The sequence below is a fragment of the Bdellovibrio bacteriovorus HD100 genome, assembly GCF_000196175.1.
Classification (GTDB): Bacteria; Bdellovibrionota; Bdellovibrionia; order Bdellovibrionales; family Bdellovibrionaceae; genus Bdellovibrio; species Bdellovibrio bacteriovorus.
The window spans coordinates 1,886,147-1,903,993 of the sequence record NC_005363.1; the positions used below are offsets into that span (position 1 = coordinate 1,886,147).

General features: G+C 49.5%; 16 protein-coding genes. 9 read left to right on the forward strand and 7 right to left on the reverse strand.

Going from position 1 to position 17,847, the window contains the following annotated elements; all coding sequences use genetic code 11:
• The first annotated feature begins 237 nt into the window (after positions 1–237).
• The 7 genes from BD_RS08995 to BD_RS09025 all read left to right on the forward strand — a co-directional run bounded on the left by BD_RS08995 (position 238) and on the right by BD_RS09025 (position 6,071).
• Positions 238–900, forward strand: a complete 663-nt coding sequence (locus tag BD_RS08995) for a site-2 protease family protein (RefSeq protein ID WP_011164427.1) — start codon at positions 238–240, stop codon at positions 898–900.
• Positions 901–1,046: 146 nt separating this feature from the next.
• Positions 1,047–2,045, forward strand: a complete 999-nt coding sequence (locus BD_RS09000; protein ID WP_011164428.1) for a segregation and condensation protein A — start codon at positions 1,047–1,049, stop codon at positions 2,043–2,045.
• 8 nt (positions 2,046–2,053) lie between these two features.
• The gene (gene scpB / locus BD_RS09005) at positions 2,054–3,520 is read left to right on the forward strand and encodes an SMC-Scp complex subunit ScpB (protein ID WP_011164429.1); all 1,467 of its coding nucleotides are present in this window, start codon (positions 2,054–2,056) and stop codon (positions 3,518–3,520) included.
• Positions 3,495–4,070: a hypothetical protein gene (locus BD_RS09010; RefSeq protein WP_041583533.1), complete on the forward strand. Its 576-nt coding sequence runs from the start codon at positions 3,495–3,497 to the stop codon at positions 4,068–4,070. Before scpB ends, BD_RS09010 begins: the two co-directional genes overlap by 26 nt.
• On the forward strand, positions 4,067–4,966 hold the full coding sequence (locus BD_RS09015) for an HTTM domain-containing protein (RefSeq protein WP_011164431.1): 900 nt from the start codon (positions 4,067–4,069) through the stop codon (positions 4,964–4,966). The genes BD_RS09010 and BD_RS09015 overlap by 4 nt, the downstream gene beginning before the upstream one ends.
• Complete coding sequence (locus BD_RS09020) at positions 4,967–5,476, forward strand: TlpA disulfide reductase family protein (RefSeq protein WP_011164432.1); 510 nt, start codon at positions 4,967–4,969, stop codon at positions 5,474–5,476.
• A 112-nt stretch (positions 5,477–5,588) separates the two neighbouring features.
• Positions 5,589–6,071: a hypothetical protein gene (locus BD_RS09025; RefSeq protein WP_011164433.1), complete on the forward strand. Its 483-nt coding sequence runs from the start codon at positions 5,589–5,591 to the stop codon at positions 6,069–6,071.
• On the opposite strand, the gene BD_RS09030 is transcribed toward BD_RS09025, so the two are convergent.
• The 4 genes from BD_RS09030 to BD_RS09045 form a co-directional block, all read right to left on the reverse strand.
• The gene (locus BD_RS09030) at positions 6,061–6,981 is read right to left on the reverse strand and encodes a hypothetical protein (protein WP_011164434.1); all 921 of its coding nucleotides are present in this window, start codon (positions 6,979–6,981) and stop codon (positions 6,061–6,063) included. The genes BD_RS09025 and BD_RS09030 overlap by 11 nt on opposite strands.
• Positions 6,982–7,073: 92 nt before the next feature.
• Complete coding sequence (locus tag BD_RS09035; RefSeq protein ID WP_038449231.1) at positions 7,074–8,072, reverse strand: ribonucleotide-diphosphate reductase subunit beta; 999 nt, start codon at positions 8,070–8,072, stop codon at positions 7,074–7,076.
• Positions 8,073–8,212: 140 nt separating this feature from the next.
• Positions 8,213–10,618: a ribonucleoside-diphosphate reductase subunit alpha gene (locus BD_RS09040; protein WP_011164436.1), complete on the reverse strand. Its 2,406-nt coding sequence runs from the start codon at positions 10,616–10,618 to the stop codon at positions 8,213–8,215.
• Positions 10,619–11,108: 490 nt separating this feature from the next.
• The gene (locus BD_RS09045) at positions 11,109–12,116 is read right to left on the reverse strand and encodes a TIGR01212 family radical SAM protein (protein WP_231839108.1); all 1,008 of its coding nucleotides are present in this window, start codon (positions 12,114–12,116) and stop codon (positions 11,109–11,111) included.
• Positions 12,117–12,155: 39 nt separating this feature from the next.
• Here BD_RS09045 and BD_RS09050 point away from each other — a divergent pair, with 39 nt between their 5' ends.
• Positions 12,156–12,911 carry an MnmC family methyltransferase gene (locus BD_RS09050; protein ID WP_011164438.1) on the forward strand — a complete coding sequence of 252 codons (756 nt, stop codon included), beginning with the start codon at positions 12,156–12,158 and terminating at the stop codon, positions 12,909–12,911.
• Positions 12,912–12,975: 64 nt separating this feature from the next.
• Complete coding sequence (locus BD_RS09055; RefSeq protein WP_011164439.1) at positions 12,976–13,689, forward strand: substrate-binding periplasmic protein; 714 nt, start codon at positions 12,976–12,978, stop codon at positions 13,687–13,689.
• On the opposite strand, the gene BD_RS09060 is transcribed toward BD_RS09055, so the two are convergent.
• Genes BD_RS09060 through BD_RS09070 form a run of 3 tightly spaced genes read right to left on the reverse strand, consistent with a single transcriptional unit; the run spans position 13,690 to position 17,752 of the window.
• Positions 13,690–15,672, reverse strand: a complete 1,983-nt coding sequence (locus tag BD_RS09060) for a C45 family autoproteolytic acyltransferase/hydolase (protein WP_011164440.1) — start codon at positions 15,670–15,672, stop codon at positions 13,690–13,692.
• A complete protein-coding gene (locus BD_RS09065) occupies positions 15,669–16,235 on the reverse strand; it encodes a LysE family transporter (protein ID WP_011164441.1) in 567 nt (188 codons plus the stop codon). The genes BD_RS09060 and BD_RS09065 overlap by 4 nt, the downstream gene beginning before the upstream one ends.
• Positions 16,232–17,752 (reverse strand): GH3 family domain-containing protein, encoded by a 1,521-nt coding sequence (locus BD_RS09070; RefSeq protein ID WP_011164442.1) that lies wholly within the window; start codon positions 17,750–17,752, stop codon positions 16,232–16,234. The genes BD_RS09065 and BD_RS09070 overlap by 4 nt, the downstream gene beginning before the upstream one ends.
• Positions 17,753–17,847: the final 95 nt, after the last annotated feature.

Below are 17,847 nucleotides of genomic sequence, written 5' to 3' on the forward strand. Positions count from 1 at the left end.
GGCTCCTAGGGCTGGGCTTCAGTTCTTGTTAAAACGTGTTCAGAACCGTTTTAAATCTGTTTTAAAACTGTTTGTAAAAACGGGGGTCACGGTAACGTTTTTGGCAGATTTATTCAAGACCTTGGAATGATGGGAGCTTTTCTCTTAACAAGCTGTGTTAAGCTGAATTGCACTTTAAATGTGCAAGTGTTTTATCGCACTAGACATGAGTCTAGGTGTGTTTTAGCGTGAGGTTGTATGGATATGATGGAAATCGGCGCCAAGATTGGTGTCTACTTTATTCCTTTTCTTTTTGCACTTTGCTTCCACGAGTTTGCGCACGGTTGGGTGGCGCGTCTACGTGGGGACAACACTGCGGAGCAGATGGGTCGTTTGACTCTGAATCCGGTGGCACACATGGATTTGATCGGGACGTTGATTCTTCCGATCGCGGCCATTGTATTTTCTTCGCCGATCTTTTTTGGTTGGGCGAAACCGGTGCCGGTGAATTCCCGCAACCTTAAAAACCCTCGTGTGGATATGTTCTGGATCGCTTTGGCGGGTCCACTTTCGAACATCCTGCTGGCGTTTGTGGGCGCTTTTGCGATTGCTCTGGTGGCCAAGTACTACTCTTTCGGCATGTATGCCAAAGGGGCGGTGGCGATTCTTCAGACCTTTATTGTTACCAACATGTTCCTGGCTGTTTTCAATCTTTTGCCGATGCATCCGCTGGATGGTGGCAAGGTGCTGGCGCGCTTCCTGCCTGCCAGCTTGAATTATAAGCTTGAACAGAATGAACACATCACCAGCATGGTTTTGATGGTGCTGGTGTTGACGGGGATGTTGCGCTTCCTGGCTGAGCCGGTGATCTGGAGTTCTCAGCACCTGATCAATCTTGCATTGAATGGGGTGGGGGTTTAAGGCTTTGCTGCGGCGCAAACGCGTCGGGTGGGGCCTTTAAAGAGTTGTTGAATAATCCAAAGCCGCTTGATTCAATCTTCGGCGTTTGGACGGGGACTGCGAAGTGCGTTCCGGTTTTAGTGAAAGGGTAGAGGGGACCATCTTTCATGAGTATTACAGTACAGTTGCCTAAATTCGAAGGACCTCTTGGACTTCTTCTTTACCTTATCCGTAAAGAGGAAATGGACATCATGGATATCAAAGTCCATGAGATCACCAAACAATACCTTGAATATATCAAATTGATGAAAGAACTGGATCTGGAAGTTGCCGGAGAGTTCGTGGCCATGGCTGCGACTCTGATCCAGATCAAATCCCGCATGCTTTTGCCTCAGTACGACGAAAACGGCGAAGCTATCGAAGTTGAAGATCCGCGCAAAGAGCTGGTTCAGAAACTTCTTGAATACCAAAAGTACCAGGAAGCAGCGAAGCTTCTTTACGATCGCCCGCTGGTGGGTCGTGATGTGTGGTTGCGTGGAACCCGTGAAAAGCTGGATGAAAAAGAAGAGGAAATTGTTCTTGAGGACAACGCCCTGTTCTCTTTGATCGCCAGCTACCGTCGTATTTCCCGTGCAGTTAAAAAGAAAATTCACCAGGTGGCGGCGAAAGCCCAGTCCATCTCCAGCCGTATCCTTGAAATGAAGGATCGTCTGATTGTCGGTCAAAGAACCACAATGATGGAGATGGTGACGGCAACGGAAGACCGCGCCCGCCAGGCCCTGATCACCTTCCTGTCTTTGCTTGAACTGGGTAAAATGGGCTTTGTGGGTCTGTATCAGACCGAAGCTTATTCTGACATCTGGGTTGATACCAAAAAACCGATCGAAACTGACGTTTTGAGCCGGGTTGAAGAGTACGATTCCATGCGCGCTGATGAAGTTGCGGCAAAAATGATGGAAGAAACCAAAAAGATCGACGCTGACGAAGATCTTTTGGCGGAGAATGAAGAAACTGAAGAAGAAAACAACCAGCTGCAAATGGACTTGGGTGCTGGTCTCACAGACGACATCGCTTTTGTTGATACAAATGTCGATGATATCGCCACGGACGACGAAATCTTGGCTGCTGAGAGTGAATTGTTTAAAGATGACGTGACGGAAGTGTAGAGGGGACCATGTCTGAAGAAAAAGACGATTTGATCAACGAAGAAATGAATCACGCTGAAGAATCTGAAGGCTTCGAAACTGAAGCTGACGTTGAAACTGACGAGCTTTCCGCCGATGGCATTGAGTCCGACGCCTCTGTATTCCTGCAGGAAGAAGAGGAATCGGAAGGTTTCCTTCCGGAAGTGTCTGATGATGAAGTGGACGCCCTGGAGGCCACTGCAGAAGAAGACGAAGTGTCTGTCGACGGCACGGAGCTTGACGGTTTTGATTCCGCTGAAATTGAAGAAGTGGAATTCGTCGAGGAAGAGCGCCTTGAAAGCATCGTGGAAAGCGTGCTGTTTGCTTCAGACAGACCTGTAAGTCTGGCTTCTTTGAAACTACTGTTCAAAGGGACCAACATCCGTGGTGACAAGATCCGCCGCGCCCTGGATCAGCTGGCCGTTGAATACGCTGGCGGCCGTCGTGGTGTGACCCTGGAAGAAGTTCCGGGTGGATACCAGCTGCGCACTAAAATTGACAATATGGAATTCCTGAAGCGCACATTGAAAGCGCGTCAGTTCAAACTTTCCGGCCCGGCTTTGGAAGTTCTTTCCATCGTGGCCTATAAACAGCCGACCGTGAAAGCGGAAGTGGACGAAATCCGCGGCGTTGAATCCGGTCACTTGCTGCGTGCTTTGATGGAGAAAAATCTGGTTTGCTTCGAAGGTAAATCTGAACTTCCAGGCCGTCCTATGCAGTACGGCACCACCAGAAAGTTCCTGGAGATCTTTGGTCTGAGAAGCTTGAAAGAGCTTCCAACCCTGTCCCAGATTGATGAGCTTCTGCCGGATGGTATTGATGAACAGCAGGCGGAAGAAAAACCGACTCTTTCCACCATCACCGATAGCATGTCTGAAACTTACATTGGTTCTTACTCTCAAGGAGAGGAAGAGCTGATGAAGATCCAGGAACAGCTGGAGGACATCGCGACTTCTTCCAACTTCTTTGAGGAAGAAAAGCGCCGTCAGGCTGAAAAACGTGATCAGGAACGCGCTCAGAACATCCGTGATGCTTTGGCATTCGGCGAGCCGGTTTCCACTCGTGATCAAAACTGGCTGACGAAGTACGATGAGGCTTTGGCTGCGGGAACCACTTTGGTGGCCATGGCAGCTGAAAAGAAAGCCGCTGCTTTGGAAAACATGAAAAAGCCGGCAGTGACTGCTGAAAACGGCGAAGAAATCTCTGAGGAAGGATCTGAAGAGACTTTGGAAGCTTCCATGGACGAATCCGAGAGTGAATCTCTGGACGAATCCACCGACGGGGATGATTCCGAGCTGGAAGAAGCTGTCGTAGCATTTGATAACGACGAAGATCTGGATGAGGCTTCAGACGATCAATTATTCGCTGACTCTGATGATGAATCTTCCGAAGAAGAAGAGTTGCCATTCCTGGGTGAGGCGGACGACATTGATGAAGAAGGTGAAGCTTCTGTTTAAGACTCTTCTGAGTCTTTGGATCGTATATAATATCTTTGTGATGTTGGTGATGCCCAATGTGGGTGCCTATTTCGGGCGGGTGACTGCAAACGTGGTCACCCCCTACGCCAACACGGTGGGTTTGAATGCCGGGTGGAATTTCTTTTCCCCCGAGCCAGCCCATCCCATGTATCTGAAATACACAGTCAATTATCTGTACACCGAAGGTGAAAACGCCGGCGAAGAGGCCAAAGAGCCGGTTTATGGTTTTTTCCCTTTGGAAATCGCCAAGGATGACCGTCCTTTGCCGAACATCACCCGCAAGCGTGAGTGGGCTTTGATGCGCTATATGGTGCTGGATCCCAAGCGCCTGCGCGTGCTGATGGGGCCGTGGTTCTGCCGTCAGTATCCGGGTGCCACTTCGGTGGATATGGAGCACGTGATAGAGACCATTCCATTCCTGGATCAGGCCGTGCGTTTCCGTGAAGACAGCGTCAGTGATCTGTCCAAAGAGGTCCAGTACATTCGGGAATCCTATTCCTGCGCGGGTGGGGATGAGGAGAGTTTATGATTAAAAAGCTCTGGGCTCATTGGGATCAGTTCTGGTTTGCACCGCAAAGTCTGCTGGGGCTTGCCTCTATGCGGGTCATGTTGTGTGCGACTCTGCTGTATATGAATCTGACCCGTTTCTATAATTTGGAATTTTACACCGATTCCAGCTGGATTCCGCGCAGTCGTGCGCTGGAAGTGATGCCGGAACTGGGGCGGCCGTTGTTCTTGTGGACGTTCTGGCCGGACAGCATGAACTTTGTCATGAATCTGGTGTTGGTGGTGCTGTTGGCGCTGCTGACTGTGGGGATTGGCGGCCGCTGGTTGATGTGGATTGCCTGGATCATCAATGCCGGTTTCCTGCAAAGAAACTACGCTGTGAACTTTGGTGCGGATGTGATCGGGGCTTTGTTCCTGTTTTATATGTCCTTCACGCAAAGCTGCGAACGTTTGAGTGTCGTGAATCTGGTGCGCAGAAAAAAGACGTTCCAACTCAGCGACACGGTCAGCTCGATGATGATTCGCATGATGCAGGTTCAGATTTCTGTGATCTATGCTTACACCGGGTGGGAAAAACTCAAAGGTGGCAGCTGGTGGGACGGAACCGCTTTGTGGAGTGTTCTGGCAAATCCCCAGATGACCACGATGGACTTTTCCTTCCTGCGCCACTTCCCGTGGGTGATCCCGGTGATTGGTTATGTGACGATTCTGTTTGAGATTTATTTCCCGGCGATGGTGGCCTGGCCCAAGACTCGTTACCTGTGTTTGTTGTTGGGACTTTCGTTCCACGCGGGGATCGGTGTGTTTATGGGGTTGATCCCTTTTGCCACGGTGATGGTGTCCACGTACTTCCTGTTCCTGGATCCGCAGCTTCTGGAAAAGACGCTTGAGAAAACCCGCTCTGTGGTGCGCCTTTAAATGAACAAAGCCCTGATTGGAAAAATCGTAAATGGACTGCTGGTTGTGGCAGTCTTGTGGGTTCTGATCAATCGCCTTCCGGGTGTCATTGAAAACTTCAGAAAACAAAATCAGCCTGCGCCGTCCTTTGCCGTGCCTTTGCTGGATGGAACCTTGTTTGAATCAGAAGAAACGGGGAAGGCTCTGGTGGTGGTTTTTTGGGCCACATGGTGCGGCCCTTGTGAAGTGGAGCTTTCTCGTCTGCAGAAGCTGATTGATGATAAAGTTATCCCGGCGGACTCGGTCCTGGCCGTTTCCAGCCTGGAGGATCGCCATCTTGTTCAGAAAACCGTGGATCAGCGGCGTTATAGTTTCCTGGTTGGGGTGGATATCAGCGGTCAGGTGGCCGGTCTTTATGGAGTTCGCGCCACGCCGACGACGGCTTTGCTGGATAAGAATCATCAGTTAACCTGGATCACGACAGGGTTGAGTCCGTTGTTGGAAGTGAAAATCCGGGGGCTTTTTAAGTAAAACCGCCTTTATCGCAATTTGGGACGGGGAAAATGTCTCAAAACTGGACCTGATGAAAAAACTCGTTTAAGCGTCCCTGCACCTCATTTATTCTATAAAGGTGGGGGAGCTCATGAGATCAGTACGATATTTTGCAGGACTTTCAAGTCTTTGTCTTCTGTTGGCGGCCTGTCAGCCAGTTGAAGGCGATTCACTGTTGACTGATAAACAAAATGATTCCAGCACTCATACGCTGGATAAAACTCCCAAATCAGAAGAACTGACAGTTCAGCTTTTCTCTCCCACGATCAACATGAAAAACACAGACACCAAAGCCGAAATCACCGGCGAGTGCTATGTTTCGACTTATCCTTCCCACAGACTGATTGTGATGAATGGCTCCACACAAATGAGCCTGGTGGACACAAATCCGGCAACGGCAGCCAATGCCAACTATGCCACTTGTAAAAACGGGCGCTTTAATTTCTCGTTGAATATTGCATCTTTGGCTTCCGGCGTTTACAGCCTGCGAATCATCATGCAGGCCTTCGATGCGGATGGAAATGCCGTGATGAACGAAGCCCGGGCGGCTCCGACGTTCACTCTTACAAAATAAAATTGAAATCGTTTTTTAGTTTCAAAGGTGCTTCCTGATCCTTGGTTTCAAGAATCAGCGTGTCCTTCAGTTCCAGATCGCGGATGAAGTCGGCGCGTCTGTGCAGTGGAATTTCTTTTCCGGTCACTGTTGAGAAGGTCGAATTAAAGGGAGTGCCCAGCAGTCCCTTTTCCTGGTGCTCCACATTGGTCAGAACCTCAAGAATCTCCAACGCCAGTTCCTTCTGGGTGGAGTTTGCCGGGATGGCGGCTCCCCAGATTAAGAGGGCGCTTAAGAACGGGTGCGTGCCTCCGCGGAAGTCGCGATTCAGCGGCGTTTCAACAGCACCCTCATCACTGGTTTTGCTCAGTTGATCCAGTTGCAGGGTCAGGATTCGTTTGCTGTTAATTTGCTCCAACAAGCCCTGTTCTTTCCAGGTCTGAAAGTGTTTTAGCAGCAGATCTTCATCCGCCAGCAGAAACAAGAAGGTCTCTTTTTTGTTTTTCAGATAATCCAGGAAGGTTTCATCCAGTGGAGTATCGATCCCGGTCTTCATCCAGTAAATGGGCAAAAAAGTGAAGGTCTCGGGGTTGCGGCTTTTTACGAAATCCGTCGACACTCGTCGCAGCAGTTCCCCTTGAATGCCGGCCACATTGGCCAAAAGATTCTGGTGCGCCAGAGTGTTGGCCCAGTACGAAGGCAGAAAGATCAAATCGGCGGAAGGACTTGCCACCACGTTGGCCAGCATGGATTCCCAGTCACGGGTCACTGTGACGGAAAAACGCACATGAAGTTCTTCTTCCAGTTCCTGACGCAAGTTCATCGGGAACAGGACTTCATCCGTGGTCAGAACTGAAATTTTCCGGGGAGTGCTGAAGTAGCTTCGAGAAATGCCTTGGGGCAGGACTCCGTGCAGAAATCCCACCCCCATGCAGATTAGAAAAAAGAAGATCCAAAGAATGTTGCTTTTCAGATGAAGTCCAGTCTCCGCGCCTGCCGGCGCTACGACATCCTAGCCGTAGGCTAAAACGCTTCGTCGAAGGCAACTGCGCCGGATACGCCTGTTTGGTATGCGGAAACGCGTCTTTCGAAGAAGTTGGCAAGTTCTTGCATGTCCTGAAGTTCCATGAAGATGAACGGATTCTTCACGTTGTAGCGTGGAGCAATGTTCAGGCTTTCAAGGCGTTGATCAGCGCAGTACTCAAGATATTGTCTCATGTCTTTCGCAGACAGGCCGGCAACACCCAGGTTCAGTACGTCGTGAGCAAACTCCATCTCGCATTCGATGGCGTCTTCAAGCATTTGCACAACCATGTCTTCCATTTGCTGGTTGAACAATTCTGGCTCTTCTTTGCGAGCTGTTTTAACAACTTCGATCGCGAAGGCCATGTGCATGGACTCATCACGGAAGACCCAGTTGGTACCAGACGCCAAACCAGCCAAAAGACCTTTGGAGCGCAGGAAGTAAACGTAGGCGAAGGCTGCATAGAAGAACAGACCTTCAACGCAAGTTGCGAAGCAGATCAGATTCATCAGGAAGCGGCGACGATCTTCGATCGTGTTCAGCTCTGTCAGTTCGTTGATGGAATCAATCCACTTGTAGCAGAAGTCGGCTTTCTTTTTGATGGACGGAATGTTTTCAACAGCTGCGAAAGCTTCCGCGCGCTCATCTGGATTTGGAATGTAGTTATCCAAAAGTGTCAGATAGAACTGAACGTGCAAAGCTTCTTCATAAAGCTGACGGGACAAGTACATGCGACCCTCTGGAGAGTTCACGTGCTTGTAGAGGTTCAACACCAGGTTGTTACCCACGATAGAGTCACCCGTTGCGAAGAAAGCCACCAAACGACGGATCAGATGTTTTTCTGATTCAGTCATTTTGGAGTGCAGGTCCACAAGGTCTGTAGAGAAATCAACTTCGTCCACAGTCCAGGTGTTCTTGATCCCGTTTTTGTACATTTCGTAGAAAATCGGGTATTTCATCGGGCGCAAAGTCAGGTCAAAGCCAGGATCCAAAATCATAAAAAACTCCAAAAAAAGTACGCGCTAAAATGCGCTGGTTTAGCTTGTGGGACTGTCGTCCCGTCAGCTCTCCGCAGCTGCCGCTGCAGGTTCGGCTTCGGGGGCTTGTGCCCCCTTAGCACTCCGCGGGCAAGCCGCGATTACTGACAAGCTTCGCAGGCTTCTGGGTTTTCCAGGGAGCATGCGATGACTTCTGCGTCAGAGTAAGACTTCTTGGCTTCTTGAGCAGGAGCTGCGTCCATCATGCTTTCAGAAGCTGTTGGATTTGCAGAGTTGCTGGAAGCTTTCACAGTCGTTTTTGCGATTTTGGTCGCAGGACGAGAGCGAAGGTAATAAGTCGTCTTCACACCTTTTTTCCATGCATACATGTACATGGAGGAAAGTTTGCCGATAGTCGGGCTTTCCTGGAACAAGTTCAAAGATTGAGCCTGATCGATGTAGGCGCCACGGTCGGCAGCCATATCAACCAAGGACTTCATCGGGATTTCCCAAACAGTGCGGTACAATTCCTTGATTTGTGGAGGAATCATCGCCACGTCCTGGATAGAGCCGTCCTGAAGTTTGATTTCGTTACGAACTTCCTCAGTCCAGATGCCCATCGCTTTCAAGTCACTCACAAGGTACTTGTTGATCTGCATGAATTCTCCGGAAAGAGTCTCACGCTTGAACAAGTTGGAAACTTGCGGCTCGATCGCTTCGTAGCAACCCACGATGGAAGCAATAGTTGCTGTTGGAGCAATCGCGATCATCAAAGAGTTTCTCAGGCCGTGCTTTTTGATTTTCTCTTTCAACTTCTCGAAACGCTCTGGTTGAGAAGGTGTCACACCCCAAAGGTCGTATTGCAACAAACCTTTGGCTGCTTTTGTCTGCTCGAAGGCGCCGTGAGGGCCGTGTTTTTCAGACAATTCACAGGAAGTAACCAATGCATTGTAATAGATCTCTTCCTGAACTTTAGCAGAAAGATCACGAGCCGCTGCAGAGTCAAACGGAAGCTTCATAAGGAACAAAGCATCCTGCAGACCCATCACGCCCAGACCCACTGGACGCCATTTGTGGTTGGAGTCCTGAGCTGTTGGGATCGGGTAGAAGTTGATGTCCACAACGCGGTCCAGGTATTTCACAGCCGTGCGAACAGAACGAGCCAGTTTTTCGAAGTTGAACTGACCGTTTTCCACGTGGCGAGCCAGATTCACGGAACCTAGGTTGCACACTGCAGTTTCTTTGTCAGAGGTCACTTCAAGGATCTCTGTGCACAGGTTGGAAAGGTGGATCACATTTCCAGCTTCGCCAGTCTGGTTGGCTTTCAAATTCGCATGGTCTTTGAAAGTCATCCAGCCGTTACCAGTCTGAGCCAATGTTTTCATCATACGGCTGTACAGGTCGCGAGCTTTAAGTTGTTTAATGTAAAGTTTCTTTTCTTCGGCTTCAACGTAAGCTTTTTCGAACTCTTCACCGTAAGTGTCCACGAAATGAGGAACCACTTTCGGGTCGAACAAAGACCACATCGCATCAGCTTCAACGCGCTTCATGAACAAGTCTGGAACCCAGTTTGCCAAGTTCAGGTTGTGCGCACGTTTTGCTTCGTCACCCGTGTTGTCGCGAAGTTCAAGGAACTCCTCGATGTCACCGTGCCAAGTTTCAAGATAAACGCAGGCTGCCCCTTTACGTTTACCACCCTGATTGACCGCCGCAACGGAAGAATCCATTGTTTTCAGCCAAGGGATGATACCGTTGGAGTGACCGTTGGTTCCTTTGATCAAAGAACCACGGGAACGAACGCGGGAGTAAGCCACGCCGATACCGCCGGCGAATTTGGACAGAAGGGCGATGTCCGTGTATTTCTGATAGATGGCAGACAAGTCATCGCTTGGAGAATCCAAAAGATAACAAGAAGACATCTGCGGACGCATGGTTCCGGAGTTGAACAAAGTCGGGGTGGACGGCATGTAGTCGTGAGAGGAGATCAAGCGATAGAACTCGATAGCCTCTTCCACGGATTGCGCCAGACCGCAGGCAACACGCATGAAGAAGTATTGAGGAGTCTCAAACACCTGACGAGTTGTTGGGTTTTTCAACAGATAACGGTCGTAAACAGTTCTTAGACCGAAGTATTCGAAACGGTCTGTTCTGTACGGCTCGATAGCTGCGCAAAGAGCTGCCTTGTTGGTTTCAACGAATTTGTAAGTGTGCTCAGCAAGAAGACCTGCCTGATAGCCGAAGCTGACAGAGTCCGCGAAAGATTGGATCTTCTGAGAACGAACTTCTTCGTCAATATATGTGGAAAGAAGGCGGGCCGCCAGACGGGAATACTCTGGGTCTTCGCCGATCAGCAAAGAAGCTGTCTGGATGCAAAGGTTATCCAATTCCTTTGTGGAAGCGCCGTCGTAAAGACCGCTGATCGCCTTGGTGGCAACACGCAAAGGATCCACCTGAGTCAACCCCTGGCAGTTCTTGGTTACGCGCTCAACGATTTTTGTCACGTCCACTGGCTCCAGTGTGCCATCGCGCTTTTTAACTCTCATGATGTGAGCTGTTGTTTCCAACATGGCTGTATCCCCTCTGCCCAGTTCCGTTTGGGCAAAAAAATCCCGCCCCAAGATCTTCACCCCTCGCAAAGACTTAGGTCTGGTTAAATGCATATATAAAGTTGTATGGTAATTGGTGAGAACGAAGTTGCTAATCCTTAGCTGTTTCCCTTGAATCCCCCTTAGTTGCCTTTCGGCTTGCCACTATATCTAGTGGTCTCTAATTGGTGACATATCCATATGCCGGGTATCTCTCTCAATTCCGATCTTGTAATTCTTTCGGAGATGTTTCAAGAACAATTTTAAAAATAACGCCGATTTTTTTGTGACGTTGCCCATCAAATAAGCAGAAAAAGACTTCCCCTTGACTCATCTGTCGTGCAAACAAAACTGGCAAGAGCTTGTAATTTTACCTCGTAAAACTAAAGTCCAGTGCTGAAACCTTAAATTTGGGGGCTTAAAGCTGAAATTTCCCTGTACTGATCTTACACAATCTTAAATTGTGCAGAAACTAGGCACGGACTGCGTCTGTTCTTTGGGATTTTTCGAACAAACGTTTCTGCAAAAGCAGGTCGGACTCGTTCAAAGCGGCAAAGTTTTGGGACTGGTAAGAGCCATGGGAGCGCAAAACATCGATAATATGCTGATGTATTCCCATCTTGTTTCTTGTCCACTCGGGGGCCACAAGTTCATCCCAGCGCGAAGAGTACGCCGCCAGACGGTGCAAAGCCAAACGCGGGGAAAGATGCTGCAGGAACAGCTCCACACGGCGTGTGTAGGTGTCTTTGTCGATCGGTAGGAATTCACCCTTGTGATACATCTCTTCCAGAGGTGTGTTTTTCAGAACGTGCAGGTTGTGCAGTTTTACGTTGGTGATCGGCAGATCGTTGCAGATCTTCGCGGTTTCAATGATCTGTTCATCAGTTTCCGTGGGACTTCCAAAGATCAGATGAATGCCCAGATCCACGGTCGTGGAGGAAGCGATTTTGTTAATGGCCGCGATGGAATCTTCTGCCGTGTGCCCCCGGCGCATGAACTCCAGCTGATCATTATAGAAGCTCTGCACACCCAGTTCGACCGCCACAAACGATTTTTCGTGATACTCCTGCCACAAGTCCAAAACAGACTTGGAAAGGCAGTCCGGACGGGTGCCCACGGTGAAGCCTTTCACCCAGGGGTAAGACAAAGCCACATCGAAATTGTTTCTAAGAGCGGACACCTTGGTGAAGGTGTTGGTGTAGGCCTGGAAATAGATCAAAAACGCCTTGGCGTTGTACTTGTTGCTGATAATACCGTGGTACTTTTCGATCTGTGCACGAAGTTCCATGGAAAGGCTTTCGGCGTTGGCGGCAGAACCCCAAACATCGCAAAACACGCAAGTCTGCATGCCTTTCAGGCCACGGCGGTTCGGGCAGTCGTCAACAACAGCAACTGGCACCTTATAAACCTTTTCACCAAAGAGTTTATTGTAGTGCTCACTGATAGTATGATAGGGAACCCCTAACCAGCCTTTTTCCATAGGCACTTTTACAGGTTTTTTCTGCGGGAAGTCAATCAAATGAAGTCTTGGGCCGATATTGGATTTGAAATTGAGATCACAGGTGATGAAAGTCCCAGTTTACGTCTGTTGGAATCCATCGATGGCGCCACGGATCGCGGCGAAACCATGCATCACTCGGGCGGAGCCTGCTCTGAAACGCTGATGATCTATGGGCAGCCCGCAGCGCAGGTTCTGCAGAAAGTCCAGAAACCTCATTTTCTGGTAGTGGGCCTGGGGCTTGGTTACATTGAACTGGTGATCGCCCGTGAAGCTTTACTTATGGGAAAAACCGCGGCTGATGTGGGATTGATCACAAGTTATGAAAGCGTGCCAGAACTGCGCGAGTTTTTTGTTCAGTGGCTGCATGAGGATCGTGCGAATCTTCATCCGGAAGTGCTGCAGACCTATGATCAGGTTTTGCAAAGTATTTGCCGCCACACGGATCTGGATCCGCAGGATCTTAAGTTTTTCTTGAAAAATCACTTCTCTGACATCAGTAAAATCAGCGGAGCGCTTTCTGCCGACGTGGAGTTGGTGTCGAAATATCACTGCATATTATATGATGCCTTCAGCTCCAAGACGTCTCCGCATCTTTGGGAGGAAGAGTTCCTGAATAAGATTCTGCGCGAAGGGGCTGAAGAGAAAAGCCTTCTGACAACCTATGCTTGCAAGGGCAGTTTGAAGCGCGCTTTGAAATCCCAGGGCTTTGAAGTGGTCCTGCGTGAGGGGTTTCAAGGCAAACGCAACTCCACTTTGGGTCTTAAAAGCATCTAAATTTGTAACGTTACCCGGGTTGAAAAGACCTTGCTAAATACCATCAATAAATCTTTACTTAGTTATGTCTTTGTTTGCGCACGTAACAGCTTTGCTGATTTTGACGTCGGTGGCATCGGCCAAGCCGATAGTTCTGGCGACGTTCGCCATTCCCTTGATGGTGGAAAGTCCCGAGCGCGGACTTTTTGTGAATCTCACCCGCGAAATCGCGAAACGCAATTCCCGACAGATTGAGATCCTGGTTTATCCCACGGGGAAAACCCTTTTGGCATTTTCCAACAATAAAGTCGACGGTTTCTTCCCGGCTCTGGATGTGTATGTCCCCCAGGCCACGGCCAAATCCACCGCTTTCTATCGTAAGGTGGACTATGTCTTTTACAAAAAGGACAAACCCCTGAGAAGCCTCAAAGATCTTGAAGGCAAAAAGGTCGGTCTGACCTTCCGCTATCCTTATGTCAGAGAGCTCATCGGCAATAAAAAGATCCGCTTTGAAATGGCGGCCGACGATGTGCTGAATATGAAAAAGTTGGGCAAGGGACTGATTGATGCTTTTGTCGTGGAAGAGCGTTCAGGGTTGAAGGCACTGCAACTCAGCGGACAGAAGCAGATTGAGTTTGATCGAAACCAGCCTCTGTCAGAGCAGGTCGTGTACTATGCGTTTCAGGACAACGAAGACGGCAAACGTCTTGCCGATATTTTTTCTAGGACCATTGAGTCCATGAAAAAAGACGGCAGCCTCGATCGGGTCCTGACTGAGACCGCCACCACCCCACCTTAGCTATTCCACAGTTCCCAGACGGATCTCGGCATCAAGGACAATGTACAATTGTGCCTCTTCGCCCAAACTCCACTGCAAATCATAGAGTTCACTTTGGCGAGGGTATTTGGAAATCAAACCTTGTAACAATCCTTGCGCTTCCTGACGGAAAGCTCCTTGGGCAGCCCGGGATTGTTTTGCCTGAGGCTTCAGGGTTTCCGCGCGGAATCTCCACAGATCCAGCTGGAAGTTTTCATAGTCATGAAGACCTGAACCCAAACGCGCAGAGATCGTATTCAGACGCTCTTGTGCTTCCGTCAGATCGGTGTAGGCGATATCGCGCTGACCGCTCATGATGTTCTTCGCCGCGCGCAGAACCTTGATCCGGGCCCACATGAATTCATACGGGAATTCAAACACGCCATCTTGAGCGGCTGTGGCCGAAGCAGTTTCAAGCAACGCCAGGGTGCGATCCAGACCTGCGATAGAGCTGTGATCCTGTTCATTGGCGAGATAAGCCTGAATATAGTACTTCATGGAGTCATACCAGGCAGGCTTCGTTGGGTCTTCCCACGCTTTGGTGGTTCCCAGAATCTCGACCGGAGCCTTTTGTCCTGGACCCAGCAGGCGGAAGCCCACAAAGTGAGAACGGTTGGTCGGGTAAGTTTCAGCCACACTCATCCACCATTGCATGCGACCTGGTTGCATCACGTGCGTCGCTGCTGTGTACAGTTTTGTGGTGGTGCGACCAAAGGATCTGGCGCCCACCAGCTCGTCGGTGTGACCACTTAAACGATTGATCACCCATTGGGCATCAATTTTTCCGAAATCTTCATTCAGTGTGCGTTCGACATGGGCCAGACGCGCACGGGTTTCCAGGGTTTTATTCAGGCTGTATTCATAGCCTTCCTGGCTGGTTTTGCCACCCAGGAAATGATTGCTCTGGCCCAGGAATTTGTTCTGGGCACGACGAGCCACCACCACGGTATCTCCACTCAACTCTATGGAAGCGGATTCGTCGGTTTTGGCGTCTGAGATAAAGAACGTCCACGCCCCAAAGCCCTTGCGGGTCTGGATCATGGCAATAGCTTCATTCAGGTTGCGTGCTTTCAACAGAACGGAATGCAGCAGGTAAGGGGCGATGTCGGATTCACCACGATCATAGCGAATCTGGGTGCCCTCGGTTTGCAGCTCATGCAAGCTTACGGAAAGACCGTGGCTGTTGATGCCACTGATGCCGCCGGCATAGTGCAGGCCCGCAGAGCCCAGACCCACCGACGTGGTTCCGTTTTTCTGACGGTTGATCACGATGACCTGTTCAGGTTCATAGAAACCCAAAAGGCCTGTGTCGAAGTTGCGACCATGAAGAAGGGCTCCATCTCTGGAGCTGCTCGCAGATGCACTGATCCCTGTGCAGCCCATTTTAATGGATCTCAAACCCTGAGCCAGCAGCTTGAAGGGCTTCGCCAGAGTGTTCCCGATAAAATAAGGTGCACAAGAGGCAAAAACCTTCAGGGCTCCTTTGCGGGGGCTTTCATCCATCTGTCTTTGCATGGAATCAGCAAAGATAGAGAATTCCACCATGTAATTGCTTTCTTCAAACGCGCCCCAAGACACCTGGCTTCCGGCGTCTTTTAATCCGCGGTGCAGATTCTTCAAGCCCGTTTTGAATTCATCAGAAACGCTGGCGCGATAGTTGTCGATCACACATTTTTTAATCAACAGAAGTTGGTCCTGGGATTTTTTGTCCAAAGCTGAAAACGCGCGTTCGGTTCTGACCTGAACACCCTTCAAGACACCAGCCTCGATTTCTTTTTTCAGGAAATAGCCATGGAAATAGGCGGTCTCGGAAAAACCACCCTTCAGGTCCAGCACATGCACAGATTTAGAGGCTCCCGGAGCCTGACAGACAAAGTGTTTTTGACCTTGCAGTTCATTTTTAAGAACACAGTCCGCAAAAGCCGAACCGGGAAGTAAAAGAGCCAGAATAAGAAGACGCTTCATAGAATCCCCACAGAAAGGTAAATTGAAAAGCAGAAGAAACCGCAGGCAGCCACGATTTCGATTTTTCTTAAGAATTTTTTAATAGGTCCGTGCAGTCTTTTTAGCCCCCACAAAAGAGCCAGGAAGCTGACTACGAAGGTCAGAAGATACACGACAACTCCCAGCCACAGGGACTGCGCCTCACGCAAGTGAACGAACAAACCGGCATAGATCAGGACCAGATGGAAGTTGGAAAGTGTCAAAGCCAGACTCTTGGTGAATCCCTGATGGGGGATTTCAAGTGACGCTGGCTGCTCTTTGGAAAGCAGAACTTTCAAAGAGTAAGCTGACAGCACCAGGGCGGTCATTGCGGTCAGGGTGACCTTAAGCCATTCCTGGTGAAACAACGGGCTTTTTAGCAGGGCCATTGCCAGAAGGATGTAGGCCACATCCCCCAGTAAAAAGCCTGCAATCGAGGACCAGGGCCAGGTGCGGCGGGACACCAGGCTGCGAATGATACTGAAGCTTGCCGGCCCCAGCGCAAACGCAGATAAAAATCCCACCGAAATCATCCACAGAATCATTGGGCAAGTCCTGTCTGTTCCAGATTGGTGCGGATGAAGTTCAGATATTCTTCCGCGGTCTCGAATGTGGTTTTCATTTTGAACTGACCGCGGCTGCGGTTTTTTTCAAAATACGCCTGCAGATAGTCTGCATTCATGATCTGCACTTGTGCTGGGCCCAAAACACCCACTTCGCGGCAGTCATGGTAGTCGCCATTAAGCTTTTGCATCTGTTGATCCAAAGTGGCTGCCAAAGATTCCACGTTAATGTTCGCTTTTTCTGGAACGAACAGTGTCCAAAGATAAGCCGCTTTGCCGTTATTCAGAACCGGAGACAGGAAGAAGTGGCGCATATCCACATTAAGAGAGTTTTTGGTATTCAAATAACAATCCAGAATTTCATCATCGCTGACTTTCTCTGCGGCCAGGTTCATGCCAGTGGACTTGCGGCCGACAAACTCAAACACCAGATCGCCGTTGTTCAGGTCAAAGCTAACAACATCTTTCATGCAATAGTGAATCATTCCATTCGGAGTGCCGACGTTCAGATAGTAAGCCACGCCCATTTCGATCTGGTGCAGGCCCACGTTCTTTTTTGGTCCATTGACCGGAGTGAAAGAATAAATCAGGTCCGGGTTCAGGAAATAGCGCTGACGGCCGTTTTCATACTTTTCGTATGGCAAACCGATAGCAGCCTCTGTTGCCGCATATACGCCGTAATAGTTCAGTTCATGGCCCACCAGACGGTCAATACGCTCCTGGTATTGTTTGATCGGGGTGGCTGCATAAACGAAGACTTTCAGGTTCGGCCAGATTTCATTGATGTGAGTCTTGCCGGTTTTTTGCAAAACCGCCTCAAAGATAGAGATGATATAAGTAGGGATTCCGCTCACCACTTGAATGTCCTGCTGGATGGATTCGTTAACCAGCATTTCAATCTTTTTGTCCCAGTTGGAAATAGCCAGCACCTCCCGGCAAGGGAAGGTGTTTTTGGCCAAAGCCTTTGGAACACGGGTGGACAGAATCCCGGAAATGTAACCAAATTTAAAACCATTTTGCGAATACAGGTACGGATCAGATCCGAATGTCAGGCGTCCTGCTTGAAGCAGATTGATGTTGGGCTCCAGAGTCGACAACTTGCTGGCGATACGCTTCTGGGATTTGATGAACATGCGGATCATGCGTTCATTATAAGGTACTCGTTTGGAGTCCTTGCCAGAGGTGCCGGAAGAAAGACCGAAATAGTCCGCTTTGTCTTTAAATAGAATGTCTTTATGACCTGCGGCGATCATGTCCACATACGGCGCATATTCGTCGTAGCTCAACACGGGAACGTGGTTCACAAACTCTTCATAAGAGTGAATGTGGGACAGGCGCAGGTCCTTATAGATGCGGGTGCCGGTCATGGCGCGCTTCAGACTGGCAAAGTTCTTCTCTTGTTTAGAGAGCAGGTCTTGATGATTCACGGTCATTCTTTGACCGTATGTTTTCAGGTATTTTTGACCCAGGGACTGGACAACATGATTCACTGCGAACATAAAAAACTCCTTCGTTGGAATGGAGGCAATCTATTTCGATTTAGGGCCGTTGTCGCTTTAACGCGTTGACAGTAAATGAGGGTTTTTGTCGAATT

Excerpts from the sequence above, each read along its gene's own strand:
- BD_RS08995 (WP_011164427.1), top strand. The coding sequence starts at position 238 with ATGGATATGATGGAAATCGGCGCCAAGATTGGTGTCTACTTTATTCCT.
- BD_RS09030 (WP_011164434.1), bottom strand. The coding sequence starts at position 6,981 with ATGGGGGTGGGATTTCTGCACGGAGTCCTGCCCCAAGGCATTTCTCGA.
- BD_RS09025 (WP_011164433.1), top strand. The coding sequence starts at position 5,589 with ATGAGATCAGTACGATATTTTGCAGGACTTTCAAGTCTTTGTCTTCTG.
- BD_RS09065 (WP_011164441.1), bottom strand. The coding sequence starts at position 16,235 with ATGATTCTGTGGATGATTTCGGTGGGATTTTTATCTGCGTTTGCGCTG.
- BD_RS09035 (WP_038449231.1), bottom strand. The coding sequence starts at position 8,072 with ATGATTTTGGATCCTGGCTTTGACCTGACTTTGCGCCCGATGAAATAC.
- BD_RS09060 (WP_011164440.1), bottom strand. The coding sequence starts at position 15,672 with ATGAAGCGTCTTCTTATTCTGGCTCTTTTACTTCCCGGTTCGGCTTTT.
- BD_RS09070 (WP_011164442.1), bottom strand. The coding sequence starts at position 17,752 with ATGTTCGCAGTGAATCATGTTGTCCAGTCCCTGGGTCAAAAATACCTG.
- BD_RS09045 (WP_231839108.1), bottom strand. The coding sequence starts at position 12,116 with ATGGAAAAAGGCTGGTTAGGGGTTCCCTATCATACTATCAGTGAGCAC.
- BD_RS09010 (WP_041583533.1), top strand. The coding sequence starts at position 3,495 with ATGAAGAAGGTGAAGCTTCTGTTTAAGACTCTTCTGAGTCTTTGGATC.
- BD_RS09050 (WP_011164438.1), top strand. The coding sequence starts at position 12,156 with ATGAAGTCTTGGGCCGATATTGGATTTGAAATTGAGATCACAGGTGAT.
- BD_RS09040 (WP_011164436.1), bottom strand. The coding sequence starts at position 10,618 with ATGTTGGAAACAACAGCTCACATCATGAGAGTTAAAAAGCGCGATGGC.
- BD_RS09015 (WP_011164431.1), top strand. The coding sequence starts at position 4,067 with ATGATTAAAAAGCTCTGGGCTCATTGGGATCAGTTCTGGTTTGCACCG.
- scpB (WP_011164429.1), top strand. The coding sequence starts at position 2,054 with ATGTCTGAAGAAAAAGACGATTTGATCAACGAAGAAATGAATCACGCT.
- BD_RS09055 (WP_011164439.1), top strand. The coding sequence starts at position 12,976 with ATGTCTTTGTTTGCGCACGTAACAGCTTTGCTGATTTTGACGTCGGTG.
- BD_RS09000 (WP_011164428.1), top strand. The coding sequence starts at position 1,047 with ATGAGTATTACAGTACAGTTGCCTAAATTCGAAGGACCTCTTGGACTT.
- BD_RS09020 (WP_011164432.1), top strand. The coding sequence starts at position 4,967 with ATGAACAAAGCCCTGATTGGAAAAATCGTAAATGGACTGCTGGTTGTG.